25 protein-coding genes are annotated in these 26,386 nt (G+C 59.6%); 8 read left to right on the top strand and 17 right to left on the bottom strand.

The annotated features are described in order from the left end of the window. Nucleotides 1–36: 36 nt before the first annotated feature. Complete coding sequence (locus tag O9X91_RS00155; RefSeq protein ID WP_269834132.1) at nt 37–717, bottom strand: GntR family transcriptional regulator; 681 nt, start codon at nt 715–717, stop codon at nt 37–39. Between the two features lie 214 nt (nt 718–931). Between O9X91_RS00155 and O9X91_RS00160 the strand changes: the two genes are divergently transcribed. Continuing rightward, on the top strand, nt 932–1,621 hold the full coding sequence (locus tag O9X91_RS00160; RefSeq protein ID WP_269834131.1) for an HAD family hydrolase: 690 nt from the start codon (nt 932–934) through the stop codon (nt 1,619–1,621). A 194-nt stretch (nt 1,622–1,815) separates the two neighbouring features. Here the strand turns inward: O9X91_RS00160 and O9X91_RS00165 are convergent, their stop codons facing one another. Further along, a complete protein-coding gene (locus tag O9X91_RS00165) occupies nt 1,816–2,355 on the bottom strand; it encodes a PilZ domain-containing protein (protein WP_162520618.1) in 540 nt (179 codons plus the stop codon). A 275-nt stretch (nt 2,356–2,630) separates the two neighbouring features. Here O9X91_RS00165 and thrC point away from each other — a divergent pair, with 275 nt between their 5' ends. From thrC to O9X91_RS00185, 4 genes are all read left to right on the top strand, one after another. Then, the gene (gene thrC / locus O9X91_RS00170) at nt 2,631–4,028 is read left to right on the top strand and encodes a threonine synthase (protein ID WP_269834130.1); all 1,398 of its coding nucleotides are present in this window, start codon (nt 2,631–2,633) and stop codon (nt 4,026–4,028) included. Between the two features lie 21 nt (nt 4,029–4,049). Further along, complete coding sequence (locus tag O9X91_RS00175) at nt 4,050–5,348, top strand: M16 family metallopeptidase (protein ID WP_142914162.1); 1,299 nt, start codon at nt 4,050–4,052, stop codon at nt 5,346–5,348. Between the two features lie 93 nt (nt 5,349–5,441). Continuing rightward, nucleotides 5,442–6,041 (top strand): GNAT family N-acetyltransferase, encoded by a 600-nt coding sequence (locus O9X91_RS00180; RefSeq protein WP_142914148.1) that lies wholly within the window; start codon nt 5,442–5,444, stop codon nt 6,039–6,041. Beyond that, nucleotides 6,038–8,953 carry a sensor domain-containing phosphodiesterase gene (locus O9X91_RS00185; protein WP_137409890.1) on the top strand — a complete coding sequence of 972 codons (2,916 nt, stop codon included), beginning with the start codon at nt 6,038–6,040 and terminating at the stop codon, nt 8,951–8,953. Before O9X91_RS00180 ends, O9X91_RS00185 begins: the two co-directional genes overlap by 4 nt. A 143-nt stretch (nt 8,954–9,096) precedes the next feature. Here O9X91_RS00185 and O9X91_RS00190 read toward each other — a convergent pair whose 3' ends face one another. The 3 genes from O9X91_RS00190 to O9X91_RS00200 all read right to left on the bottom strand — a co-directional run bounded on the left by O9X91_RS00190 (nt 9,097) and on the right by O9X91_RS00200 (nt 11,252). Further along, nucleotides 9,097–10,191 carry a zinc-binding metallopeptidase family protein gene (locus O9X91_RS00190; protein WP_142914147.1) on the bottom strand — a complete coding sequence of 365 codons (1,095 nt, stop codon included), beginning with the start codon at nt 10,189–10,191 and terminating at the stop codon, nt 9,097–9,099. 157 nt (nt 10,192–10,348) lie between these two features. Next, the gene (locus O9X91_RS00195; protein WP_269834129.1) at nt 10,349–10,540 is read right to left on the bottom strand and encodes a CsbD family protein; all 192 of its coding nucleotides are present in this window, start codon (nt 10,538–10,540) and stop codon (nt 10,349–10,351) included. Between the two features lie 106 nt (nt 10,541–10,646). Next, nucleotides 10,647–11,252 carry a YqgE/AlgH family protein gene (locus O9X91_RS00200; protein WP_077983033.1) on the bottom strand — a complete coding sequence of 202 codons (606 nt, stop codon included), beginning with the start codon at nt 11,250–11,252 and terminating at the stop codon, nt 10,647–10,649. A 161-nt stretch (nt 11,253–11,413) separates the two neighbouring features. Between O9X91_RS00200 and O9X91_RS00205 the strand changes: the two genes are divergently transcribed. The 3 genes from O9X91_RS00205 (at nt 11,414) to O9X91_RS00215 (ending at nt 15,867) form a co-directional block, all read left to right on the top strand. Beyond that, nucleotides 11,414–12,265, top strand: coding sequence for a protein-disulfide reductase DsbD domain-containing protein (locus O9X91_RS00205; protein ID WP_142914145.1), 852 nt, complete (start codon nt 11,414–11,416; stop codon nt 12,263–12,265). A 100-nt stretch (nt 12,266–12,365) separates the two neighbouring features. Further along, nucleotides 12,366–12,851 (top strand): peroxiredoxin, encoded by a 486-nt coding sequence (locus O9X91_RS00210; RefSeq protein ID WP_077982802.1) that lies wholly within the window; start codon nt 12,366–12,368, stop codon nt 12,849–12,851. A gap of 493 nt (nt 12,852–13,344) precedes the next feature. After that, nucleotides 13,345–15,867, top strand: a complete 2,523-nt coding sequence (locus O9X91_RS00215) for an autotransporter domain-containing protein (RefSeq protein WP_269834128.1) — start codon at nt 13,345–13,347, stop codon at nt 15,865–15,867. Nucleotides 15,868–15,881: 14 nt separating this feature from the next. Here the strand turns inward: O9X91_RS00215 and O9X91_RS00220 are convergent, their stop codons facing one another. From O9X91_RS00220 to coxB, 12 genes are all read right to left on the bottom strand, one after another. Further along, a complete protein-coding gene (locus O9X91_RS00220) occupies nt 15,882–16,190 on the bottom strand; it encodes a Dabb family protein (protein ID WP_077982804.1) in 309 nt (102 codons plus the stop codon). 135 nt (nt 16,191–16,325) lie between these two features. After that, nucleotides 16,326–16,766: a ribonuclease HI gene (gene rnhA / locus O9X91_RS00225; RefSeq protein ID WP_060723001.1), complete on the bottom strand. Its 441-nt coding sequence runs from the start codon at nt 16,764–16,766 to the stop codon at nt 16,326–16,328. Continuing rightward, entirely contained in the window at nt 16,763–17,731 is a 969-nt protein-coding gene (locus O9X91_RS00230; protein ID WP_077982805.1) for a homoserine kinase, read from the bottom strand. Before O9X91_RS00230 ends, rnhA begins: the two co-directional genes overlap by 4 nt. A 92-nt stretch (nt 17,732–17,823) precedes the next feature. Beyond that, the gene (gene ispH / locus O9X91_RS00235; RefSeq protein WP_269823258.1) at nt 17,824–18,870 is read right to left on the bottom strand and encodes a 4-hydroxy-3-methylbut-2-enyl diphosphate reductase; all 1,047 of its coding nucleotides are present in this window, start codon (nt 18,868–18,870) and stop codon (nt 17,824–17,826) included. 77 nt (nt 18,871–18,947) lie between these two features. Further along, nucleotides 18,948–19,682 (bottom strand): SURF1 family protein, encoded by a 735-nt coding sequence (locus O9X91_RS00240; protein WP_142914161.1) that lies wholly within the window; start codon nt 19,680–19,682, stop codon nt 18,948–18,950. Between the two features lie 10 nt (nt 19,683–19,692). Beyond that, nucleotides 19,693–20,079, bottom strand: coding sequence for a DUF983 domain-containing protein (locus tag O9X91_RS00245; protein ID WP_077982807.1), 387 nt, complete (start codon nt 20,077–20,079; stop codon nt 19,693–19,695). A gap of 292 nt (nt 20,080–20,371) precedes the next feature. Further along, nucleotides 20,372–21,247, bottom strand: a complete 876-nt coding sequence (locus tag O9X91_RS00250; RefSeq protein WP_077982808.1) for a cytochrome c oxidase subunit 3 — start codon at nt 21,245–21,247, stop codon at nt 20,372–20,374. Nucleotides 21,248–21,308: 61 nt separating this feature from the next. Further along, nucleotides 21,309–21,926, bottom strand: coding sequence for a cytochrome c oxidase assembly protein (locus O9X91_RS00255; RefSeq protein ID WP_137409883.1), 618 nt, complete (start codon nt 21,924–21,926; stop codon nt 21,309–21,311). Nucleotides 21,927–21,955: 29 nt separating this feature from the next. Continuing rightward, nucleotides 21,956–22,087, bottom strand: coding sequence for a hypothetical protein (locus tag O9X91_RS00260; RefSeq protein ID WP_077982810.1), 132 nt, complete (start codon nt 22,085–22,087; stop codon nt 21,956–21,958). Beyond that, the gene (locus tag O9X91_RS00265; protein WP_077982811.1) at nt 22,087–23,040 is read right to left on the bottom strand and encodes a heme o synthase; all 954 of its coding nucleotides are present in this window, start codon (nt 23,038–23,040) and stop codon (nt 22,087–22,089) included. The genes O9X91_RS00260 and O9X91_RS00265 overlap by 1 nt, the downstream gene beginning before the upstream one ends. 498 nt (nt 23,041–23,538) lie before the next feature. After that, nucleotides 23,539–25,239 carry a cytochrome c oxidase subunit I gene (gene ctaD / locus O9X91_RS00270; protein WP_142914139.1) on the bottom strand — a complete coding sequence of 567 codons (1,701 nt, stop codon included), beginning with the start codon at nt 25,237–25,239 and terminating at the stop codon, nt 23,539–23,541. Between the two features lie 14 nt (nt 25,240–25,253). Then, nucleotides 25,254–26,117, bottom strand: coding sequence for a cytochrome c oxidase subunit II (gene coxB / locus O9X91_RS00275; RefSeq protein ID WP_278002264.1), 864 nt, complete (start codon nt 26,115–26,117; stop codon nt 25,254–25,256). Nucleotides 26,118–26,386 lie beyond the last annotated feature (269 nt).

Here is a 26,386-nt window from a genome sequence, read left to right on the forward strand (position 1 = left end):
ATGGTGGGGGCGGAGACGGACGGTCACGGGCCCGTCCTATCCGACGATGGCGAAGGCGTCGCGCACCGAGCCGGACGAGGTGCGGATCGCCTTGCGGCCGATCCATTGCACATGCCCGTCGAGGATACGCACCGCCTCTTCGGCGCGGCCGCCGCGCAGCGCGTCGATGATCGCGCGGTGATCGGTATCGGTACGACGCTCCCAGCCGGCGCGCCAGGCGGAAAACAGGAAGCGGGCGCTCGCCGCATGCAATCCGTCGATCGCCTCCATCAAACGTGGCATGTTGCAGGGCGCGGTGATGAGGCGATGGAAACGACGATTGGCCTCCTCCCAATGCTGCACATCGACGGCGCTGTCGCCTTCGAGCGTTGCGGCCTCCGCCTGGTCGAGAATGGCTGAAGTCATGTTGGGAATGGCGTGGCGCAGCGCCAGAACTTCAAGGGCGGCGCGCATTTCCGCCACCTCGCGCACATCGTCAAGGCCGAAATCCGCCACCCGGACACCCCGGCGCGGAATGCTGGCCGCCAGTCCCTGCGCTTCCAGCCGCCGGAATGCCTCGCGCACCGGCACATGCGAGGCGCCGAATTCGGCGGCAATGTGGTCCTGCCGCAACCTTTCGCCCGGTGACAGCTCACCGCGAACGATACGCTCGGCAAGCGTGCGGCTGATGCGCGCGGCAATGGTGTCTTCGGGCGTGGTTTTTTCTGGCTTGGGCATACTATCCCTTAACGCATATGGCCCGGCCCTGTGTAGCGGTTTTTAGGGACCTCAAACCTAATATTCAAAGCCCGGCAGCCGCTTACCCGTTCCTCGCCAAGCTATGAGCCCGGCGGGACCGACCCTTGCGGGTGAACCGGTTGAGCTTGGCGCGGACATGGTCTAAAAGCCCGGCATCATTTTCTTCCGAACAAATCCGAAAAAGGGAGCGCCCATGAGCGGCTTCGACCTCATTATTTTCGACTGCGACGGCGTTCTGGTCGATTCCGAAATCATCGCGGCGCAGGTGGAGTCCCGGCTTTTGACGGAGGCCGGATATCCGATCTCCGTCGAGGAAATGGGCGAGCGTTTCGCCGGCATGACCTGGAAGAACATTCTGCTGCAAGTGGAAAGCGAAGCCAGCATTCCGCTCTCCGCCTCGCTGCTCGACAAGTCTGAAAAGCTGCTCGACATGCGATTGGAGCGCGACGTGAAGATCATCGACGGTGTGAAGTTCGCGCTATCGCGCCTGACGACACCGCGCTGCATCTGCTCGAACTCATCGAGCCACCGCCTCGACATGATGCTGACGAAGGTGGGGCTGAAGCCCTATTTCGCGCCGCATATCTATTCCGCCAAGGACCTTGGGGCCGACCGCGTGAAGCCCAAGCCCGACATCTTCCTGCACGGTGCGGCGCAATTCGGCGTTTCCCCCGACCGCGTGGTCGTGGTCGAGGATTCCGTGCACGGCATCCACGGCGCTAAGGCCGCCGGCATGCGCGTCATCGGCTTTACCGGCGCATCCCACACCTATCCGAGCCACGCCGACCGGCTGACGGATGCGGGTGCGGAAACGGTGATTTCGCGCATGCAGGACCTGCCGGCCGTGATCGCGGCGATGGCGGAGTGGGAAGGCGCTTTTTAGTTGCTGGCTTTCGCCCAAACGCCACTTCGTCATGCTAGGGCTTGTCCCGAGCATCTGCAAAGGTTTGAATTTACGTGAGGTGTCTGGATCCTCGGGACAAGCCCGAGGATGACGTCGCGTATGAGGAATATTCCTCCGTAGTCCAACCGGAGCCCGCAAAAGCAGCCCCGGTTTTTCACATCTAGCCCGTAAAATCACCGGCGCTTGGTCTTGGCCTTCGCACCCTGCTCGGCAAATCCGATATAGACGCTGACAGACCGCGGCGCGCCGCCCGGTCCGTTGGGGATGGCGACGTGGTCGTTGTTGAAGATGAACTGCGTGCCAGCACCGCCTGCGGGGAGATCTATGGCGAAGTTGGTCGTTTCGCCGAAAATCTCGCCGTCGCCGTCCTTCACCGTCACGCGGATCGGCACGGTCACGCGGCCGGGCTTGCCCATCGGGCCGGGAACGAGGCGGCCCTGCGCCAAGACGTTCACAGTCAGTGTCGTTTCATTGGCGGTGCAGGAGCGTGTCGTGTCTGACAGCGACACCTGATAGGCGAGTTTCTGCGGATCGTCCTTGGCGCCACCGGCGTAAACGCGATGGACGGCATTGGCGTCGAGAACCGTCACCGTCGGGCAGTTGGCCTGCACAACCGGGGTCACGGCATTGGCCTGCGCGGCTGGAGGATTGACGGCAAGCGAGTCCGACGGGTTGGATGAATTGCATCCTGCAACGACGGCCAGAAGCGACATCGCGGCGGACAAACGCAAGAAATTCCCTGACACTCTTCTAATTCCCTCTCCATTGTCCCGGAACCGAACCGGAGACGCTGTTTATTGACCTTTCACGCAGGTTGGCGATGGTCTATAGCAGCGACGCCGGAAAAAATCGATTGGCATGTTCGGTTTTGCTTGAATTTTCAAAAAAGCCCTTCATTACCTCGCCAATCGCCTCATTCCGGCGGGATGCTGCTGATAAAGAGCCGGCAACGGCACGGACAGACCGGTAAACGACAAGGGACTATCTCGTGAAATATGTATCGACCAGGGGTGCGGCCCCTTCGCTTGGTTTCTGCGACGCGCTGCTGGCAGGCCTTGGCCGTGATGGCGGGCTTTACGTGCCGCGCGAATGGCCCTCCATGTCGAAAAAGGAAATCCGCAACCTGCGCGGAAAATCCTATCAGGACGTCGCCTTCGAGGTTCTCTACCGTTTCACCGGCGGCGAAATTCCGGCCGACAAGTTCAAGGCAATGATCGCCGACGCCTATGCGACGTTCCGCCATCCGGCCGTGGCACCCCTGACGCAGACCGGGCCGAACACCTTCGTGCTGGAGCTTTTCCACGGCACCACGCTTGCCTTCAAGGACGTGGCGATGCAGCTTCTCGCCCGCCTGATGGATTATACGCTGGCTGAGCGCGGCGAGCGCGCCACCATCGTCGGCGCCACCTCCGGCGACACGGGCGGCGCAGCCATCGACGCCTTTGCCGGGCGCGAGCGCACCGATATCTTCATCCTTTTCCCCAATGGCAAGGTTTCGCCGGTGCAGCAGCGCCAGATGACGACGTCGACCGCCTCCAACGTGCATGCGCTGGCGATCAATGGCAATTTCGACGATTGCCAGACGCTGGTGAAGGAAATGTTCAACGACGTGAAGTTCCGCGACGGCGTGAAGCTTTCCGGCGTCAACTCCATCAACTGGGCGCGCATCATGGCGCAGGTGGTCTATTATTTCACCGCGTCTCTCTCGCTCGGCGGTCCCGACCGGAAGATTTCCTTCACGGTTCCAACAGGCAATTTCGGCGATATCTTCGCCGGTTACGTCGCCAAGAAGATGGGTCTGCCGATCGACAAGCTTGTCATCGCCACCAATGACAACGATATTCTGGCGCGCACGCTGAAGACCGGCCGTTACGAGATGCGCGGCGTCAAGCCGACCACCTCACCTTCGATGGACATCCAGATTTCGTCCAACTTCGAGCGCCTGCTGTTTGAAGCCTATGGCCGTGATTCCGCTGCGGTAAAGGCGTCTATGGACGGCCTTAAGCAGTCGGGAGCCTTTGAAATTCCGCCGCATGCGCTGAAATTCATCAAGAAGGATTTCCGCGCCGGCCGCGCCACCGAAAAGCAGGTGGCGGCGACCATTCGCGACACGCTCGAGAAAACCGGTTACCTCATCGATCCGCATACGGCGACAGGCGTTTTCGTGGCTGAGAAACACGAAAAAGCGTCAAGCCCGATGGTGGTTCTGTCTACCGCCCACCCGGCAAAATTCCCGGCCGCTGTAAAATCCGCTTGCGCAATCGAGCCTGCGCTTCCAGTATGGCTAGCCGATATTATGAACCGGGAGGAGCGTTTCGACATTCTGGACGCAGAGCTGAAAGCCGTGGAAACCTTCATTGGCCAACATGCACGCGCCGGCAAATAGAGACGCGGAAAGACGTTGAGTATGAAAGTTAATGTGACCCGGCTTTCGTCCGGGTTGACCGTTGTTACGGAAAGAATGCCACATCTCGAAAGCGTTGCTCTTGGGGTGTGGATCAAATCCGGCTCCCGCAACGAGACGACTGCCGAACACGGCATCGCCCATCTTCTCGAACATATGGCGTTCAAGGGCACGGCGCGCCGCACCGCCCGGCAGATCGCCGAAGAGATCGAAAATGTCGGCGGCGAAGTCAACGCCGCGACATCGACGGAAACGACCTCCTACTACGCCCGCGTCCTGAAAGACCACGTCCCCCTCGCCGTCGATATCCTTGCCGACATTCTGACGGAATCGCTGTTCGACGAAGACGAACTCGAGCGTGAGAAAAACGTCATTCTGCAGGAAATCGGTGCCGCCACCGATACGCCCGACGACGTGATCTTCGACAATTTCTCCGGTATCGCCTATCGCGACCAGACCATCGGCCGCCCGATCCTCGGCACGCCGGACACCGTCCAATCCTTCACCACCGGCCAGATCAGGCACTATCTCGCCCGCAACTACACGACGGACCGCATCTTTGTCGTGGCGGCCGGCGCAGTCGATCACGAAAGCTTCGTGAAGCAGGTCGAAGAGCGTTTCGCCTCGCTGCCGCTCGTGCCAGCGGCAACGCCTGTCATGGAAAAGGCGATCTATACCGGCGGCGAAATCCGCGAGACGCGCGACCTCATGGATGCGCAGGTGCTGCTGGGTTTCGAGGGCAAGGCCTATCACGCCCGCGACTTCTACTGTTCGCAAATCCTCGCCAATATTCTCGGCGGCGGCATGTCATCGCGCCTGTTCCAGGAAGTGCGTGAGTCCCGCGGCCTGTGTTACTCCGTTTACGCCTTTCATTGGGGCTTTTCCGATACCGGCATTTTCGGCGTTCATGCGGCGACCGGAGGCAACGACCTGCCGGAACTGATGCCCGTCATCATCGACGAATTGCGCAAGTCTTCGGAGATCATCCATCAGGACGAAATCAACCGCGCCCGTGCGCAGATCCGTGCGCAATTGCTGATGGGACAGGAAAGCCCGGCAGCCCGCGCCGGCCAGATTGCCCGGCAGATGATGCTTTATGGCCGCCCCATCCCCAATGAGGAGATGATGACGCGCCTGGAGGACATTACCCGTGAACGCCTGACCGATCTTGCAGGACGGCTGTTTTTCGAGACAGTACCGACACTCTCCGCCATTGGTCCGCTCGAACATCTGCCCCCTCTCTCAGACATGACTGCCGCGCTTTCCGCGCAGCAGCCTGCAAGGATAAAGGCGAACGGATAAACCACTATGAGAGCGGGACTTAAAGGCGGAGACCGCTCACATCATTCGCCACCCCGCCCGCGGGTGGCGAAATCTGCCGAACAGGGATCGTGAATGCTGCGTTTTCTTTCCCGACATAGCGACACGCCCGAACTGCGCAGCGCCAATCACCTTCTCAGACTGCCGCGTTATGGCGATTTCAAGCAGTGGCATGTGCTGCGCTCGGAAAGCCGCCACTTTCTGCAGCCATGGGAGCCGACCTGGCGGCCGGACGAGCTGACGGAAAGCGCTTTCCGCACGCGCGTGGTGCGCAACGGCCAGGAATTTTCCTCCGGCACCGCCGTTTCCTTTTTGCTGTTCGAGAAAGAGACGCTGCTGGTCGGCGGCATCACCATCGGTTACATCCGCCGGGGTGCGGCGCAAAGCTGCATGATCGGATACTGGATCGGCGAGCGGCACGCCGCCCAAGGCCATATGTCTGCCGCATTAAAATTGGTAATACCATACATCTTTACCGGACTTCAGTTGCACCGTATCGAGGCAGCCTGTATTCCGGAAAACTTCAAAAGCATCCGGCTTCTCGAAAAAGCCGGGTTCCAGCGGGAAGGCCTCTTGCGGGAATATCTGAAAATCAATGGCCAATGGCGGGATCATATGATGTTTTCCCTTCTTGCCGACAAGCAAAGCTCCGGCGGAACGAAGTACGATACATGACCTACAATCACACTGCGCCTCGCCTTGCGAAACGTCTGGCGGCAATCGTGCTGGCTGCGCCGATTTTCCTGCTTTTCCTGCTTTTCTCCTCCTATTCCTACGCCTTCGAACCGGTGAAGATTTCCCGTGACGACACGGCGCTCGATCTCACCGCAACGACCGATATCTATGCCAATCAGGGCGAAGCCTTTCAGGTCTCGACCGCACCCGGCCCTGACGGTATCCGCCGCCGTATCGAAGTGCGCGCCAGTTCCGAAGACCATCAGGGTGACTGGGCGGTTTTTGCGCTCGCCAACGTTTCCGAAGAGCAGCTGGAGCGCGTGATCGTCGCGCCGCATTTCCGCCTCGTCAATTCCAAGCTGTTCTGGCCCGATCTCGGCTCGCAGCGCATCATCGCGATCACGCCGAGCGAGGGCTTTGCGCTCGACCGGCAGCCCAGCCCGGATGCTGACGTCTTCCGCATCACGCTCAATCCCGGCTCCGTCATCACCTTCGTCGCCGAGCTTTCGACGCCGCAGTTGCCGCAGATTTATCTTTGGGAACCGGAAGCCTACAAGGACACGATCAACGCGTTTACGCTCTATCGCGGCATCGTGCTCGGCATCGCCGGCCTACTGGCCGTGCTGCTCACCATCCTGTTCGTGGTCAAGGGTACTTCGGTTCTGCCAGCCTCGGCAGCGCTCGCCTGGGCGGTTCTGGCCTATATCTGCGTCGATTTCGGCTTCCTTGAAAAACTCATCACGGTCACCTCAAGCGATCAACGAATATGGAGGGCGGGCGCCGAAGTGGCGCTCGCATCCAGCTTCGTCGTCTTCCTCTTTACCTACCTCAACCTCAACCGATGGCACGCGCATCTGGGTTATGCGACCTTTGCCTGGGTGGTGGGACTGGCGCTGCTGTTCGGCGTGGCGATCTACGATCCATCGGTTGCGTCGGGTATTGCGCGCGTTTCCTTCGCGCTGACGGCAACTGCGGGCATCGCGCTCATCATCTATCTCGGTTTCAACAAATACGACCGGGCAATCCTGCTCGTCCCATCCTGGGCGTTGATCCTCGTCTGGCTGTTCGGCAGCTGGCTGACGGTGACCGGGCAGCTCGACAATGACATCGTGCAGCCCGCGCTTGGCGGCGGGCTGGTGCTGATCGTGCTTCTCATCGGCTTCACCGTCATTCAGCACGCCTTTGCCGGCAGCGCCTATCAGCAGGGGCTGTTCTCCGATCTCGAACGCCAGTCACTGGCGCTGACGGGCAGCGGCGACACGGTCTGGGACTGGGATGTGACGCGCGACCGCATCGTCACCACACCTGACATTTCCAACCGGCTTGGGCTGGAGCCGGGCACCATGCACGGTGCCGCGCGCAACTGGCTGCCGCGTCTGCACCCTGATGACCGCGACCGGTTCAAGGCGACGCTCGACGTGCTGCTCGACCATCGCAAGGGCCGTCTGAACCACGAATTCCGCATTCGCGCCGAAGACGGGCATTTCCACTGGCTGCAAATCCGCGCCCGTCCGGTTCTTGGCTCCAACGGCGAAATCATTCGCTGCGTCGGCACCATCACCGATATCACCGAACAGAAAAATTCGGTGGAACGGCTGTTGCAGGATGCGATGAACGATAATCTGACCGGGCTTCCGAACCGGCAGGTCTTTCTCGACCGGCTGCAATCTATCCTCAACCTCTCCCCCGACAGCGAGGGCGTGCGCCCGACCGTGATGGCGATCGATATCGACCGCTACAAGCTGGTCAATGACACGCTCGGCATCGCTGCCGGCGACAATATTCTGATTGCGTTGACCCGACGTCTGCGCCGTCTGCTCAAACCGCAGGATACGCTGGCGCGTCTCGGCGGCGATGAATTCGGCCTGATCCTGACTTCCGAGCGTGACCCGCAGCGTGTCGCGGATTTTGCCGATGCGGTGAACAAGGCGATCATGGTGCCGATCAACTTCGCCAACCGCGAAATCATCCTCACCGCCTCCATCGGTCTCGTCTCGTGGATCGACCAGCAGGAAAGTGCGGCCGGATTGCTCAGCGATGCGGAACTGGCCATGTATCGCGCCAAGCGCGCCGGCGGCAACCGCGTCGAGCCGTTCCGCCCCGCTTTCCGCACGTCCGGCACCGACCGCCTGCAGATGGAAAGCGACCTTCGCCGGGCTATCGAGCGCAAGGAACTGTCGCTCGCCTATCAGCCGATCGTCAAGCTTGACGATGGCGAACTGGCCGGTTTCGAGGCGTTGATGCGCTGGGAGCATCCCAAGCGCGGCAATATTCCGCCAAGCGAGTTCATTCCGATTGCCGAGGCGTCCGGACTGATCGAGCCGCTCGGCATGTTTGCGCTGGAGCGCGCCGCGACCGACCTGATGGACTGGCAGCATGCCATCGACAAGATGCCGATCTTCATTTCCGTCAATATTTCCAGCGCGCAGCTGCTGAACAATGAATTGTACAATGACGTGCGCGGCATGCTGACCCGCACCCGTTGCAATCCGCAGCAGCTGAAACTGGAACTGACGGAATCCGTCGTGATGGAAAACCCGGAGCAGGCGCGGTTGGTGCTCTCCAAGCTCAAGGAAACGGGCATCAGCCTCGCCATGGACGATTTCGGCACCGGCTATTCGTCGCTCGCCTATCTCACCCGCTTCCCCTTCGACACGATCAAGCTCGACAAGGCGCTGGTGGCCAATACCAGCGACAAGCGCAATGTGCTGTTACGCTCCGTCATCGCCATGGCGCGGGCGCTCGACATGCAGGTGGTGGCGGAAGGCATTGAAACGCCTGAGGATGCGGCGGAACTGGCACGCATGAACTGCCATTTCGGCCAGAGCTTCCTGTTCGGCACGCCTGTCTCCGGCGACGCGGCGCTGAAGCTTCTGCGGGAGCGGTTCCAGCCGACGAAGCGGGCTTCCTGAGCGAAGGGGGCGGTGATGTGTCTACCCTGGACGAGTGCGACGTCATCCTCGGGCTCGTCCCGAGGATCTAATCACGCATCCTAAAATGACCATTGGAGAGATTATTCCTTCTCTTCAAAAGTCTTGGATCTCACGCCAAACGGTCACTGACCCATCGCCATCTGCGACGCATCCGCCGCCACCTTCCCATGCAGGAGGTCGTGAACGAACTCCATTTTCGCCACCACAGGCGGTGTCAGCACGAAGGGATAGAGGTCCGCCTCCCCCATGCTGCGCTGGATGGAATTGATGGCGACGCTGAGCGGTATCCAGGCCTTGACCAGCTGCGTGGCACTGCGGGCATTGTAGGGATCGAAGGTGACCTCCGCCGCCATTTCCTCGTGTCCGTCGGGGTCTATCGCCACACCGAAAGCGCGTGCGGTCTCCAGCGTATCGACGATATGCAGATAATGGGCGAAACATTCGGCGAAATCTTCCCACGGATGGACCGAGGCATAGGAACTGATGAAATTCTCCCGCCAGTCGGGACGCGGTCCCTGTTCGTAATTGCGTTGCAGGGCGGCGGCGTAATCCTCGCGGTCGTCACCGAAGACCGCGCGGCAGGCTTCCAGCCGGTTTGCGTCGCGCACCAGCTTGTTCCAGATGAAGTGACCGACCTCGTGACGGAAATGGCCGAGCATGGTGCGATAGGGCTCATTCATATTGGCGCGCACCTGTTCGCGCGTCGCATCATCCGCTTCTGCGGCGCGGATGGCGATCAGGCCTTCGTCGTGACCGGTCATGGCGGGAATGATGGAGCCATCGGGCGCCACCTCATCTACCAGAAAGTCGAAAACGAGACCGCCGGCGGGATCAGCATCGCGGTTGGGATGTGGCAGGCCAAGTTTCAGGATCGAATAAAACAGATGCCGCTGGGCCTGGCTGATGCGTCGCCATTGTTCAATTCCCTGCTCCGTCGCGATATCAGGCACCAGGCGATTATGGCTGCAGGCCGGGCAAAAGACGCTTTCGCTTTCCGCCGGCACCGACCAGTTGCAGATATCGTTCACCTCATTGGCGCAGAACCGCACCAGCTTTTGTGGCTCCGCAATAATCTGCCAGTTCGGTTCACCCGCAGGTGAGAGCGCCTCCATGGACAGCCGTTCCGGCACAAAAGCCAGACGATGACCGCAGGAAACGCAAAAACGATTGTCGAAATGAACAGGCTGGCCGCAGGACGCGCAGGAGAAAAGCTTCACGGGTGACACCCTTGCAATGGTCGGAGGAGGAAGGCAGACATAAATACCGGCGTGACGAACGAGTCAGCCTTGGCCCACGCACGACAAGAGCGCATGTGCGGAAACACATGCGCTCCACGCGCCCGGTTGTGGGAGGGGCGCATCATTTCATGCAATATTACATGCGGTCGACAGCGCCCTTGACAGCGTCTTTCGCCTTGCCAACGGAGGACTGAACCTTGCCCTTGGTTTCCTGGGCGGCACCCTTGGCACGCAATTCATCGTTGCCCGTGGCTTCGCCGACGCTCTTCTTCACCTTGCCAGCAACTTCATTGGCTTTACCGGAGATCTTGTCAGATGTGCTACCCATATTACTTCTCCCTAGTTAAGCCGTACTTTCTGTTCGGCTTTTCGGGTGAGTAACGTTGGGGATCAGGATTTGGTTCCAGTAAAAAACTATCGAGAACAAAGTGGGCTCAGGCGTGCCCGGCATCCGTGGAAAGCATACGGGGATCAACACCCATGAGCGCCAGCGCCCGCTCGTATTTATCGTCCAGGCCACGGTCGAAGATCAGCTCTTCCGCAGCGGGGCAATTCAGCCAGCCATTATTGGCGATCTCGTTTTCCAGCTGGCCCGGCCCCCAGCCGGCATAACCGAGCATCATGGTCGCCTTTTGCGGGCCGCGGCCGTTGGAGATGGCACGGACGATATCGAGCGTCGCCGTCAGCGAAATATCATCGCTGACCGGAATGGACGATTCGCTTAAGTAATCGTCCGAATGAAGCACGAAACCCCGACCGGATTCGACCGGGCCGCCGCACTGGATCGGAAATTCGCGGGTGCGGTTGGGCAGCATGATGGCATCGTTGCTGTCAACCAGCTTCAGATGCAGCAGGATATCCGTGAAGGTGATCTGCTGCGGGCGATTGATGATGAAACCCATGGCGCCGGCATCCGAATGGGCGCAGATATAGATCACCGAACGGGCAAAATTGCCGTCCTCCAGTCCCGGCATCGCCATGAGGAACTGACCATCGAGAAAGCCACGTTCGCGTTTGTCCATCAGGGTAGAAAAGCTCACAGGTGCCTCCAGCAGACCGCATTTCGTCATTGAACGAAAAACGGTATTCGCACTTCGACAAGGGATAGGATGCGACATAGTATCCGATCAATCAACCGAAAATGATGAACCGCACGAATTCGTAACTGGTCCGGAGTGCCATGTTGGGTTAGACGGGAAGCATGAGCCTCAGCCTATTCTTTCGATTTTCACATCTTCGCATTGCGGCCGCATTCGCCGCCTTCCTCGGCGGCGCGCAAGCCGCCCGGGCCGAAATTACCGACTGGGCGCGAAGCGAGGGCGGCCAGATGCGCGTGGCAAGCCTCGCCATGGATGCGGACGGCGTGGTGCGCGGCGTGCTGCAAATCGAGCCGAAGGACGGCTGGATTACCTATTGGCGCGAACCGGGCGAAGCCGGCATACCGCCGCAGATCACGCCCGACCAAGCAAGCGGCGTCAGCTTGACAACGATGGCCTATCCTGTCCCGAAACTGATCGAAAACGGCGGTATCACCGATATCGGTTATGACCACGCCGTCAGCCTGCCCTTTCAGCTGAAGGCCACGGACCCGGCGGCGAGCGGAACGATCAACCTGACCGCCTTCATCGGCGTGTGTCAGAATATCTGTATTCCGTTCGAGGCGAAATTTTCAATCGACCGCGGCAATGCTTCTGCTGATGATGACAGCGAGGAACGTCGTCTTCTCGAAGAGGCACGCGAGACCCTGCCCGAAGCGGCCTCCGACGATTTCAAGGTCATTGATTTTCACATCACGCCCGACAAGACCATGCTCGGTGTGCAGCTGCAGCTCCCGGAAAATGCACCCAAGGAGACCGAGATTTTCATCGCCGGCCCTTCCGGTTTTGCCTATTACGAGCCGCAGAACCTAGTGCGCGACAAGCGCAAGCTCTCTTTCTACATGAACATAAAGGGCCTGCCGAAAACCTATCAGGTGCCGGGCAACAGCTGGCCAATCCTGGTCAAATCCGGCGACCGGGCAATGGAAACGATACTGAATTTTCCCAAGCCCTGAGCGGATGTCCGACAGTCGACATTTCAATTGAAAACCGCATGACAGATTTCATGTCCCTGCTCTATAGTCGCGCAAACCGAACGGCCACAGGAGCACGGACATGACGATCAAGATCGGCGATAAACTGCCTTCCGCAACCTTCAAGGAAAAGACGGCCGATGGCCCGGTGGAAACCACCACTGACGCGCTTTTCGGCGGCAAGAAGGTGGTTCTCTTTGCCGTTCCCGGCGCTTTCACCCCCACCTGCTCGCTGAACCATCTGCCGGGCTATCTCGAAAACCGCGACGCCATTCTCTCCAAGGGCGTGGACGATATCGCCGTCGTCGCCGTCAATGACTGGCACGTCATGGGCGCCTGGGCGCAAGCGTCGGGCGGCCAGGGCAAGATCCACTTCCTCGCCGACTGGGACGCTTCCTTCACCAAGGCGCTCGGCCTCGATGCCGACCTTTCCGGCGGCGGTCTCGGCGTTCGCTCCAAGCGATATTCCATGCTCGTAGACGACGGCGTGGTGAAGTCGCTGAACGTCGAAGAAAACCCCGGCCAGGCGACTGTATCGGCCGCCGCTGCAATGATCGAGCAGCTTTAAGAAGCTTATTCTTAAATACACAAATTCATACATCAAATATTAAGCAGGCCCGCGAACTTATCTTTCGCGGGCCTTGACGAATCATGCGCCAATAATGAAAATTATACTTGGAAAAAAGCAAATATTTACATGTTGAATTTTAGTTCACAAGAATATTTTGCTTTTATTATATTCATATATCTGAACGGATGCGCATTATACTTACTTTAATATCCACCCGCATCACGTAGATAAAAATCTTCAGGGGTATTGATGCGACGGATTACAGCACCGGTGGCGCGGAGCAACCATGTCTGAGAAACGCCCCGGATCGGCCCCTTTTTTCAGCGGTAGACTTGGCGATCTGACCCGGAGAAATCGTTTTTCTGCACATCGACGCATATTTGCGCGCAAAAATCGCGGTCGCTTTGCTGCCCACTGGAGGGCATTTGCACAAAGTGGGGCTCGATCCTGTCCGACCAGCGCAATCGATCTTTCGCGATATCTTTCCGGTATGATCGCAATACTGATCGCAGCCGGATGGAGCCAGACGGCAAATGCCGGCGATCCCGAAGATTATCCCTATGTACGCCGGCTGGGAGAGAGCGGAAGTTTCACGGTCAGCGACATCAGCGCCAATGGGTCTATCGCGGTTGGATACTCCAGTACCAGCAGCGGACCACGGTCTTTCCGCTGGGATACCGCGAGCGGCGGCCTGTTCTATGTCAACGACATGACCGGTACAAGCCGAGGCCGCGCCGAGAAGGTGAATGCCGATGGTTCGGTCTTTATCGGCACCCTGAGCAGCGGCCAGGCTTTTCGCTGGAGCGCGTCAACGGGAGCGTGGAACCTCGGCGCACTCGGTGGGGACCGCCAATCCACCGCAAGAGACGTCAGTGACGATGGTTCCGTTGTTGTCGGCGGGTCGGGGGCAAACGAGACGCAGAAAGCGTTCCGCTGGTCGGCGGCGACAGGCGCCATGACCGCGCTCGACATGCCCCCTTATACGGTTTCATCCGTTGCCCATGCCGTCAATGCTGACGGTTCAGTCATCGTCGGCCAGTATTATACGGCGATCGGCACCCATGCTTTCCGCTGGACTGCGGCAACCGGCGTCGCACACGACATGGGAACCCTGCCTGGCTCATTCGACGCCCGTGCCGTCGCCGTCAGCGCCGATGGTTCTCTTGTCGCAGGAGAGTCGCGATTCGTCGTTGATACCCCTTTCGATGAATTGGAAGACAGGATGAGCGACGGCTATACCTCATCGTCTTTCCCATTTTCCCGGGACGATTTTTCGTTCGGAAGCGATATAATTTCCGTGGACGAATGGCGCGGCTTCCGCTGGAACGCAACCACCGGCGTCATGCAGCCCCTCGGCGCGATTGGCAGCAGCGGCGGTTCCAGCCCCTATGCCATGAACGCCGACGGCTCCGTCATCGTCGGCGCTTCGCAGGCCGGCAGCCGGCAGCGTGGCTTCCGCTGGACGGAGGCGACAGGCATGGTTTCCGTCGAGGACTGGCTGCGCGGCAACGGCGTCACCGTCGTTGCCGATTTCACCCACAATGCCACCGGCGTCAGCGCCGACGGCAATATCATTGTCGGCCAGACGAAAAACAACACGCCTTACATCGCCCGTATCGTGCTTGCGGACACCGGCACGATGGAACCGCGCACCAATCTGAGTGACGTGGATACGGTAACATCTACAGATTCAGGGAGTAGCGGCAGACAACCGCGGGGAATCAATCTCACCGGCGAGTCGGGCACCTCGACTACTCCTTCGACATCGTCCGGCGCCTCCTCTCCATCGTCTACGTCATCTACGTCATCTACGTCACCTACGTCACCTACGTCATCTATGTCACCTACGTCGTCAACGCCATCTACGCCATCTACGTCGTCAACGTCCGCCCAGCCCTCCGGCTCTTCCAATGCGTCCACATCTCCCACAACCGCGACATCTTTGGCAGCGCCTGCATCTACTGCATCTACTGCATCTGCTGCACCTTCTGCATCTGCTGCATCTGCTGCACCTTCTGCATCTTCTGTTTCCCCACCCGATTCCGCCGCCAAGACTGGCCATTCCGTCCTTCCCGCGCGTTCCGGTATCATCGATCTCGATCAATATGCCCGGACGCTGGCAGCCAGGCCGAATGCCGGTATTGGCCTCGACATTGCCAATACCGTTCTCGACGGTGCTCATGGTGCGCCGATGTGCAGCCTTCTGGAGCCGGGCCGGCAATCTTTTTCCATCGTCAGCGATGTTGGGCACAACGACGGTCGCGACACGGCTGGCGGTTTCGGTGTTGCCGATATCGGCTATGGCATCGGGCTTGAAGGTGATGCAACCGCGCGCATCGCCTTCAGCGGCCTCTACGACCAGCGCGATATAAACACCGGCGGTGACTTCATTCACAGGGGCTTCTACATCGCACCCGAAATCAGCATGCCGCTCGCTGGCGGCCTCTACGCCACCGTTGGCGGCTATTATGCACCCGGCAGGATGTCGATCGAACGCGGCTACCTCAATGGCGGCGCGATGGATTATTCGCGGGGCGAAACCGATCTCAATGTCTGGGCGGCGAAACTACGCTTCGACTGGCTGGATGCGTTCTCAATCGGCGGATGGAAGCTGACGCCTTATGCAGGGGCGACCTATGCCAAAGCCGAGATGGGCGCCTATGCGGAAACCGGTGGCGCGTTCCCAGCGCTTTTTGATGCGAGCGGCGAGCAATCCACCATCATTCGCGCCGGTCTCGATGGGGTAACTGATCTCAGCGACTCAATCCGCATCATGGCACGCGCCGAGGCGGTCTATCGGCTGGAAAAGAAGACGGCAACGACCACGGGCGCCATTGACGGGCTGATGGGGTTTTCCTTTTCCGGACGAGATATCGACCGCTTCTGGCTACGCGGCGGCATTGGCGCGGAATTCGATGTGGCGGGCGGCACAGCGTCGCTGAACCTCAACGTCACCAGCGAGGGCGGCGATCCAGACCTGTGGGTTCGCACCGGTTGGAAAATAACTTTCTGACGGGCCGCCTGGCTTTAGACATTCATGTCGAACACCAGAAGCCCGGCAAGGCCACCATCGGTCAGCGACACCAAGCGTTCCCCCACTTCGAGATGCTGCGGATGGGCGAGATAGTCGTCGCGGGCCTCGGGGCTTTCCAGGGTGACGATAAAGCCATCGACGAAACCGCCATTCAAGCCTTCGGGCGAGACATTCTGGCCGTATTTCACATCGATGATGCCGGGTATCACATCCTTCAGGGCGGCAATCGCCTCGAATATCGCCTGTTTCTCAGAAGAGGCCGTTGCAGCCTTGAAGCGTAGAAATACACAATGCAGGATCATCCGGATTTCTCTCCTCCGTTTGGCGCTAACGGAGCGCCCCTTGACGACAAGATAGGTCGGGTTTCGGTTTTCACAACCCCCGATAAAAGAGCCGCTGGCGCGGATTTACCCGGCCCGAAATAGAGCAGGCCTGCGTTACCGGCGTTTGAAGGGCTCCATGCCCTTTCGCGCCAACTCGTCGGCGCGCTCGTTTTCCGGGTGGCCGGCATGGCCCTTTACCCAATGCAGGGTGACCTTGTGACGTTCCTGCGCCGCCTCCAGCGCCTGCCATAGCTCGACATTCTTGACCGGCTTGTTATCGGCGGTTTTCCAGCCCTTTTTTTTCCAGCCGAAAATCCACTTGGTGATGCCATCTTTCACATAGGCACTGTCGGTATAAAGATCGACCTCGCAGGGGCTTTTCAGCGCATTGAGCGCCGAAATCGCCGCCATCAGCTCCATGCGGTTGTTGGTGGTTTCCGCCTCGCCGCCAGAGAGTTCCTTCTCTACCTCGCCGTAGCGCAGCACCGCACCCCAGCCGCCCGGACCGGGATTGCCGGAGCAGGCGCCATCGGTGAAAATATCGACGTGCTTCATTCGCCCGCCAGCCCATATTCGGCGACAGTGACGATGGAACGGTGGAACCGCAGCTTGCGCAGATATTCCAGCGGGTCTTTCTTGACCACCAGCGCGCCCTCCGGCGTCGTCAGCCAGTCATAAAGGCGGGTGAGGAAGAAACGCAGCGCCGAACCGCGCGCCAGAAGCGGCAGCGCCTCCAGCTCTGCTTCGCTGAGCGGCCGCACCGACCGGTAACCTTCCAGCAACGCCTTGCCTTTGGTGACGTTGTAAGCGCCATCCTTTTCGAAGCACCAGGCGTTGAGGCAGATCGACACATCATAAGCGAGCAGGTCGTTGCAGGCGAAATAAAAGTCGATCAGGCCGGAGAGTTCGTCACCGAGGAAAAACACATTGTCCTGGAACAGATCCGCATGGATGACGCCAGCCGGCAAATCTTTCGGCCAATGGGCCGCGAGATAATCGATCTCAGGACGGATCTCATCCTTCAGGCCCTTCTCCACCTCGTCGGCGCGCGCTTCGGACTTGTCCCACAGCACCTTCCAGCCTTCGACGGAGAGCGCGTTCGGCCGCTTGATCTCGAACCCCTCGCCGGCCAGATGCATGGCGGCCAGCGCCTTGCCGACTTCGCGGCAATGTTTCGCTTCCGGCTTTCTCAGCCACATGCCTTCGAGAAAGGAAATGAGCGCCGCCGGCCGGCCCGACAATTCTCCCAGCAACTCGCCATCCTTGCGCGGCAGCGGCAGGGGGCAGGACAGGCCCTTGGCGGCCAGATGCTGCATGAGGCCAAGGAAGAAGGGCAAATCGGATTTCTCCACGCGCTTTTCATAAAGCGTGAGGATAAGCGGGTCCTTGGTGGTATGCAGCAGGAAATTGGAGTTTTCGACGCCTTCGGCAATGCCCTTGTAGGAGGTGAGGCTGCCGACGTCATATTGCGTGAGGAAATTCCTCAGATCATCTTCGGTGATGTCCGTATAAACTGCCAATTTCAAATCTCTTGATGAAGGATGGAGTGGAAATCTCGAGAGGAGATGACGCAGGTGAGACGGAAACCGCCCGCATTCCGCGCCATCCCGCTTCAGATACCGGCGGCGGTTTTCGGCGGCAGCGCATCATTGGCGTTGCCGTTCACGAAAGCCATGTCGTCCGTCGTCAGCTCAATGCTGCGCAGCTCGCGATTGACGAGGAAATGTTCCGTTTCCTCAACCGTCACGGCGAGATCGAGCGTCGTATCGAAGCGCGCCTTGAAGGCTTCGATGATCTCATCGACGATGACCTCCGGTGCGGATGCGCCGGCCGAAAGGCCGACGGTGCGGATATCGCCGATTTCATTCCAGTCGATTTCCGAGGCCCGCTGCACCAGCACGGAGCGCTGTGCACCGGCCCGCAGCGCCACTTCCACAAGCCGCTTGGAATTGGAGGAATTGGGCGCGCCGACGACGATGAAGAGATCGCAGCCGGGGGCCGCCTGTTTCACCGCGTCCTGACGGTTGGTGGTTGCGTAACAGATGCTGTCGGCGGCGGGTGCCTGCATGGCCGGGAAACGTTCCTGCAGCCTGGCGATGACGCCGGCCGTGTCATCGACCGAAAGTGTCGTCTGGGTGACGAAGCCGAGATTTTCGCGGTCCAGTGGCTCGTAGCGGTCCGCATCTTCCACCGTCTCGATGAGCGAGACAGCGCCTTCGGGAAGCTGGCCCATGGTGCCGATGACCTCGGGGTGGCCGGCATGGCCGATCAGCACCACATGGCGGCCAAGCCGCTGGTGGCGCATGGCCTGCTTGTGGACCTTGGAGACCAGCGGGCATGTCGCATCGAGATAAAACAGGTTGCGCGCCTGCGCATCTTCCGGCACGGATTTCGGCACGCCATGGGCAGAGAAAACCACCGGCTGCTCGCGATGCTCGGCGGGAATTTCATGCAGTTCCTCGACGAAAACCGCGCCCTTGGCTTCCAGCCCTTCCACCACATAGCGGTTATGCACGATTTCGTGGCGGACATAGACGGGTGCGCCATAGGCCTTCAGCGCCAGCACGACGATCTGGATCGCCCGGTCCACGCCCGCGCAAAAGCCGCGCGGTCCGCACAGCCTTATCGTCAAAGGGGGTTTGGAAACGGCGATGTTCATTCCAGCTCCTTGGCCTGTTCCTTGGGCCGTACGTCATGGCCTTGCCCGACAAGCTGCCTTACCGGGCGGGCTGCGCTTTATTCACCCTGCGCCTTGCCGTTCCGGAAATAGGCAAAACCGGCGACGATGACAAGGGCCGCCGCCAACCCATACCACGTTATCGCATATTGCAGGTGATTGTTGGGCAAATCTATCAGCGTCACGCCGCCCTGCGGCCAACCGCCCGGATTAGGCGCGCTGTCAGCATCCACGAAGAGGTTGACCAGCCGCTCGGGCGGGATATCGGCGCTGGAGGCCATGGCCGCCAGATCCTTCCAGTAGAAAATGTTCTTGGCGATATCGTTATCAGGCAGCATCGAGGACGGTTTTGCAACCAGCGGTGCGCGCGCCAGCCCGGTGATCGTCACCTCACCGGTAACCTGCCCGTCGGGCCGTTTTGACGGTTCCTTCATCTCAAAGGGCACGAAGCCGCGATTGACAAAGAGAATGCGGCCATCGGCAAGCGTCAGCGGCGTATAGATGTAATAGCCGGTTCGCCCCTGATGGGTGGCGAAGAAATGTCGCTCGCGGGCGTGATCGAAGGTGCCGGAAAGTCTGACCGTGCGGTATTCGATATCGCCGCCGCTTTTCGCGATCGCCTCTATGTCGGAGAGCGGCACCGGGCTCGCGCTCCGCCGCTCCTCGATATCGGCAATCAGCGCCTCTTTCCAGTAGAGACGCTTCACCTGCCACGTGCCGAGCCCGAGAAGAATGGCAAGCGCCAGCAGCACCAGCGGCGCAGCGAACCAGACCCGCCTTTCCGCCGCCTTCATGTGGGAAACGTCATTCACGATCAAGCCTGCCTTCGCTTGCATTGTTACGGTATTGCAGCGCGATCATGATGCCCTTGAGTTTGCGCAGCAGCACCAGGGAGACAATCACCGTAAACGGCAACCACAGCAGGATATGCACCCAAACGGGGGGCGAAAAACGCTGATCGAACCAGAGCGCCAGCCCAACGACCAGAAAACCGACGATCAGCATGACGAAAACCGCCGGGCCATCGCCCGCATCGGCAAAACCGTAATCCAGTCCGCAGGCGCTGCAGGCGGGTTTTAGGGTCAGAAAGCCATCGAACAGCCGGCCGTTTCCGCAACGCGGGCAGCAGCCCTTCAAGCCCACCTTGATAGGGTCCACCGGGGCGAAGTTGCCGTTTGATGGTTCAGACATGATGACCTCCTGCGAAGTTGGCCAAAGCCCGAGGGTGACGTCGATTCTCTTGGAAGCTTGCCTCAAAACCCGGGCACTTGTTTGTTACTCGACGGCGCCTCGTATTTCTTCTCCCCGCCGGGGAGAAGGTGGCCCGAAGGGTCGGATGAGGGGGCTAGCTATCGGTCAATCTCTACCCTTGCCCCCCTCGTCCCGCAGCTGCGGACTTCTCCCCGGCGGGGAGAAGAAACAAGTGAGACCCGCTCGCTCGACAAGCCATGCCCTGCCTGGGGCGAGGCTCTATCCGATCCAATCAGCCGTGCAGCGGCGCGCCCCAGCCACCCCAGATATAGATGGCGAAGAACAGGAACAGCCAGACGACGTCAACGAAGTGCCAGTACCAGGCAGCCGCTTCGAAGCCGAAATGCTGCTTGGGTGTGAAACCGCCGCCAATGGCGCGGAACAAGCAGACCAGCAGGAAAACCGTGCCGACGAAGACGTGGAAACCGTGGAAACCGGTGGCCATGAAGAAGGTCGCGCCATAGATCGAATTCTTGAAGTCGAACGGCGCGTGCATGTATTCGTAAACCTGCACGGTGGAGAACAGGACGCCGAGCGCGACGGTGAGCAGCAGACCGCTGATCAGGCCCTTGCGGTCATTGTGCAGCAGGGCATGGTGCGCCCAGGTGACGCAGGTGCCCGACAAAAGCAGGATGACGGTATTGTAGAGCGGCAGGTGCCAGGGATCGATCACCTCGATGCCCTTGGGCGGCCATTGCCCTCCGGTATATTCGAGGCGCGACGCCTGAATGGCCTCGTGCGGGAAGAGGCTGGCATCGAAATAGGCCCAGAACCACGCCACGAAGAACATCACCTCCGAGGCGATGAACATGATCATGCCGTAACGCAGGTGAAGCGAGACGACGCGGGTGTGGCTGCCCTCATGGGCCTCCTTGATCGTGTCGGACCACCATGCGTACATGGTGTAAAGCACGATGACGAGGCCGATATAGAACAGCCAGGGATTGGCCAGTTCCGCGCCGAATAGCTTGAAAGAGCCGCCCGACAGGTAACGCATGTAACAGACGCCACCGAATGTCAGGATGAAGGCGCCGATCGAGGCCAGAAGCGGCCAGGGGCTTGGATCGATAATGTGGTAGTCGTGGTTCTTCTGATGCGTATCTGCCATTGCGACAATCCCCGAATGTCTCTTCCCTGATCCGGCCTCGGATAAAAGGCCAGATCTCCTCTCACAATTTACTTTCGCCAGATGAAGTCTTTACCGGCAAGGACGCAACCGGTTTTTCGGTTTTCGCCGGATAAAACGTATAGGACAGCGTTAAAGTATGAATGCTCTTGGTTTCGCGCGCCGTGGCGATGTCAGGATCGACGAAGAAAACCACCGGCATCTCCAGCGTTTCACCCGGCTGCAGCGTCGTTTCGGTGAAGCAGAAGCACTCCACCTTGTTGAAATAGGCGCCCGCTTCCATCGGTGTGACATTGAAGACGGCCGTGCCCGTGGTCGCCACGGATGAGCGGTTCGTCGCCTTGAACATGACCTGCACCGTTTCACCGATCTTCGGCGAGACCTTCCTGTCGATCGGCTGGAAATCCCAATTGAGGCCGTTCGAGGTGTTGGCGTCGAAGGTCACGTTGATGGTCTTGTCAAGGATGACGTCGGAATATTGCTCGACGCGCTGGGTGGTGCCGTTATAGCCGGTGACACGGCAAAACAGCGTATAAAGCGGCACGGCGGCATAGGCCATGCCGATCATGGCGCAGAAGAACACGAGACAAAGCACGAGGATAGAGCGATTGCTCACCTTCTGTCTGCCGGTTTCTGCTGTCTGCGCTTCCATATTCGCCATGTCCTCCTCCTCTCCCCTCAATCAGCGCATCAATGCGAGCCGATCTTGATGATGGTGATGATATAGAACAGCACCACCAGACCGGCGAGCAGGACGCCGAGAGCGATGTTGCGCCCGCGTCTCGATTTTTTCTGCGCCGTGCTTAGTTCCACCGTTTCCATCACAGGACTCCCGACATGGCGGCCTTCAGGGCCGGCGCGAAATGATCGGCCAGAAGGCCGGAAAAAATCGCAAAAAGGTAAAGCACCGAGTAGGCGAACATCTTCTTGGCCGGCAGCATCTTCTCGTCGCCTTCAGGCATGCGACGGACATCGAGCGAACAGTAGATGAATATGGCGCTCAGGACGGCGGCGAAAATGCCGTAGCCGGCGCTCGCCAGCCCGGTGAAATAAGGCGCGACGGCCGCCGCCGCGGTCAGCACCGCGTAAACGATCATCTGGTTCTTGGTGGAGCGTTCGCCGGCCACGTTCGGCATCATCGGAATACCGACGGCGCCGTAATCGCGCATCTTGAACAGCGCCAGCGCCCAGAAATGCGCCGGTGTCCACAGGAAGATGATGAGGAACAGGATGATGCTGTCCAGCGAAACGCCGCCGGTGACGCAGGCCCAGCCAAGCATGGGCGGGAAAGCGCCGGCGGCGCCGCCGATGACGATGTTCTGCGGCGTCGAGCGTTTCAGCCACATCGTATAGACGACGGCGTAAAAGAAGATGGTGAAAGCGAGCAGGCCGGCCGAGAACCAGTTGACCGCAAGGCCGAGGATGACCACCGAAAAGGCCGAGAGCGTCAGTCCGAAGGCCAGCGCCTCGCGCGGCGCGATGCGGCCAGACGGGATCGGCCGTCTGGCCGTGCGGCTCATCACGGCATCGATATCGGCATCGTACCACATGTTGAGCGCGCCGGATGCACCGGCGCCAACGGCGATACAGAGAATGGCGATGATGCCGAGGATGGGATTGATTTCACCCGGCGCCAGCACGAGGCCGGCAAAGGCCGTGAAGACGACGAGCGACATGACGCGCGGCTTCAGCAATTCGAAATAATCGCGCGCGCCGGCTTCCGAAAGTTCGGAGCCCTTCACGCCCAGCATGTCGCGATTGTCGATAATGCTCATTTCCTGTCCTGTTTTCCTTCAGGTGCCGCCTGTCGCGACATCCCCTGCACCGGCCCGAAAAACGAATGTGATTTCCGGCATGCGCGATGCGTCAATTCATTGGCCCGAACGTCCCGGCATGGGCGATATCCGGAAGAACCGATACCATTCATTTGCCCGGCCTGTGACCGCGCCCATCCCGCCATTCGTCTGCGCTGCTCATACATAAAGGCCAGACTTGGCATTTATCACGTCCGGGGCATGTATCATGTCGGACGATATGCTTCGCTTGGACAAAATGTCACGCGGCAGCGGGCATTGCCTGCCTAGAGCTTTTTCGCGTTTCTTCGAAACACGAAAACACTCCAACTCTTTGTTTCGAGGCATTTCCGGACGGAAAACCGGGTTCCACTTTTCCTGGAAATGCTCCAAGGGAAACGGCGCTGGCCAAGGCCGCACCGTTCCTTGTTCTGAGCGTCCGGAATTCGCGAACCCTGCCCGCGCCTTCCGGCCCGCGCATCAGCGAATGCGCGGCAGCTGTTCCCACTGATGGTAAGGCGGCGGCGAAGACAGCTGCCATTCGAGCGTCGTCGCACCTTCACCCCACGGGTTGTTACCGGCAATCCGCTTCTTGGCGAAGGCTTCCCAGACGCCGAAGAGGAAGATGCCCACGGCAACGGCCGAGATATAGGAACCGTAAGACGATACCATGTTCCAGCCGGCATAGGCATCGGGATAATCGATGTAGCGGCGCGGCATGCCGGCAAGACCGAGGAAGTGCTGCGGGAAGAAGATCAGGTTCACGCCGACGAACATGACCCAGAAATGCAGCTTTCCGACGAACTCGCTGTACATATAGCCGGTGATCTTCGGGAACCAGTAATACCAGCCGGCGAAGATCGCAAAGACGGCGCCGAGCGACAGAACGTAATGGAAATGCGCCACCACGTAATAGGTGTCGTGCAGCGAACGGTCGAGACCGGCATTGGCGAGCTGGACGCCGGTGACACCGCCGACCGTGAACAGGAAGATGAAGCCGATTGCCCACACCATCGGTGTCGAGAAGGTCAGCGAACCGCCCCACATTGTCGCGATCCAGGAGAAGATCTTGATACCCGTCGGCACCGCGATGACCATGGTGGCGAAAACGAAGTAGCGCTGCGCTTCGAGCGAAAGGCCGACCGTGTACATGTGGTGGGCCCAGACGATGAAGCCGACGGCGCCGATGGCGACCATGGCGTAGGCCATGCCGAGATAACCGAAAACCGGCTTCTTGGAGAAGGTGGACACGATGTGGCTGATGATGCCGAAACCGGGCAGGATCAGGATGTACACTTCCGGGTGGCCAAAGAACCAGAACAGATGCTGGTAGAGGATCGGGTCACCGCCGCCTTCCGGCGAGAAGAATGCCGTGCCGAAGTTACGGTCGGTCAGAAGCATGGTGATGCCACCCGCCAGAACCGGCAGCGACAGCAGCAGCAGAAATGCGGTGACCAGAACCGACCAGGCAAAAAGCGGCATCTTGTGCAGCGTCATGCCCGGCGCGCGCATGTTGAGGATCGTGGTGATGAAGTTGATCGCGCCGAGGATCGAGGATGCACCGGCGACGTGCAGCGAGAAGATCGCAAGATCGACCGCCGGCCCAGGCATGCCGCTCGTCGATAGCGGCGGATACATGGTCCAGCCGCCGCCCACGCCATAAGCACCCGCCGGGCCTTCGACGAAGAGCGACAGAAGCAGCAGGATGAAGGCGGGAACGATCAGCCAGAAGGAAATATTGTTGAGGCGCGGGAAAGCCATGTCAGGCGCGCCGATCATGATCGGGATCATCCAGTTGGCAAAACCGCCGATCATCGCGGGCATGACCATAAAGAAGATCATGATCAGCGCGTGCGCCGTGGTGAACACGTTGAACATGTGCTTGCCGCCGTCGATGGCAGCGTCGCCCTCGAAGCCGTAAACCATCGATGCCAGACCGTGGAAAATCTGGATGCCCGGCTCCTGCAGCTCCATGCGCATGACAACCGAAAGCCCGCCACCGATGATGCCCGCCATGATGGCGAAGATCAGATAGAGCGTGCCGATGTCCTTGTGGTTGGTGGACAGGAACCAGCGGGCGAAAAAGCCCGGTGTATGGGAATGATGCGCATCATGCGAATGATCGTCATGAGCGGAATGACCATGCGAGTGATGATCGTCGTGTGCGGAAGGTCCAGCCATTGTCGTCACTCCAGTCAGTTGGTTTCGTTGGCGGCAACGTCAACCGCGCGCGGAGCGCCATCGACGGAGGCCATCAGCGCCCGGTTCGCGCCGTTCAGATCGGAAGCGGCGGCGGCGTGCCAGGCATTGTACTGTTGTTCGGAAACCACCCGAATGGCGATCGGCATGAAGGCGTGGTCCTTGCCGCAAAGCTCGGAACATTGGCCGTAATAAAGGCCTTCCTTTTCCGGCTTGAACCAGGTTTCGTTGAGGCGGCCCGGAACAGCGTCGATCTTGACGCCGAAAGCGGGCATGGCGAAAGCGTGGATGACATCCGTCGGCGCCGCCGTCACCAGAAGGCGAACGGTCTTGCCGACGGGGACGACCATTTCGTTGTCAACCGCGAGAAGACGTGGATAGCGGGCCTTGTCTTCCTTGCCGGCAGCAGCGCGATCCTGATCCTTCAGCAGATAGCTGTCGAAGGAAAGCGGTTCGGCGCCTTCGGCTGCGGCATATTCATAGCTCCACAGCCATTGCGTGGCGGTCGCCTTCAGCGTCAGGTCAGGGTTTTCCGGCTGCGTCAGCTGCGCGTTCAAAAGATTGAACGAGGGGAAAGCGAGGAACAGGAGAATGAGCACCGGCGCCAGCGTCCAGACAACCTCAATCGCCGTGTTGTGGCTGGTCTTGGAAGCCACCGGATTTTTCGCGGCGCGGAATTTCAGGGCGACGACGATGAGCAGCGCGAGAACGAAAAGCGTAACCGGAACAATGAACCAGAGCGTATATTGTTCAAACCAGCGTATTTCGTGCATGATCGGCGTGGCGGCCTCCTGCATGCCCATTTGCCAATGCACCGGCTGATCGGCGTGGGCGCCGACAGCCGTGAGCAGACAGGTCATCCCCGCCAGTGCTGCGTAAATCCTATTCGTCACGGTACCCTCTCCCTCACGCGTCTGATCCAGATCAATCACAGACGCAGAATCCATGCTTATGGTACTAACTTAAAACCACAGTTTGCCCTCTGCCGCAATATGCGTCGGGACACGGATGCGCCCCAATTTTGCCATTGATCAATCCACGACCGACTTTCCCGCACCCTGTGTCCGAGCTGACCCACTGAGCGCGATTTCGAGCAGCCCAAATGCGACAAAGCCCCGTCTTCCAGCCG

The organism is Agrobacterium salinitolerans, assembly GCF_027498475.1.
Classification (GTDB): Bacteria; Pseudomonadota; Alphaproteobacteria; order Rhizobiales; family Rhizobiaceae; genus Agrobacterium; species Agrobacterium salinitolerans.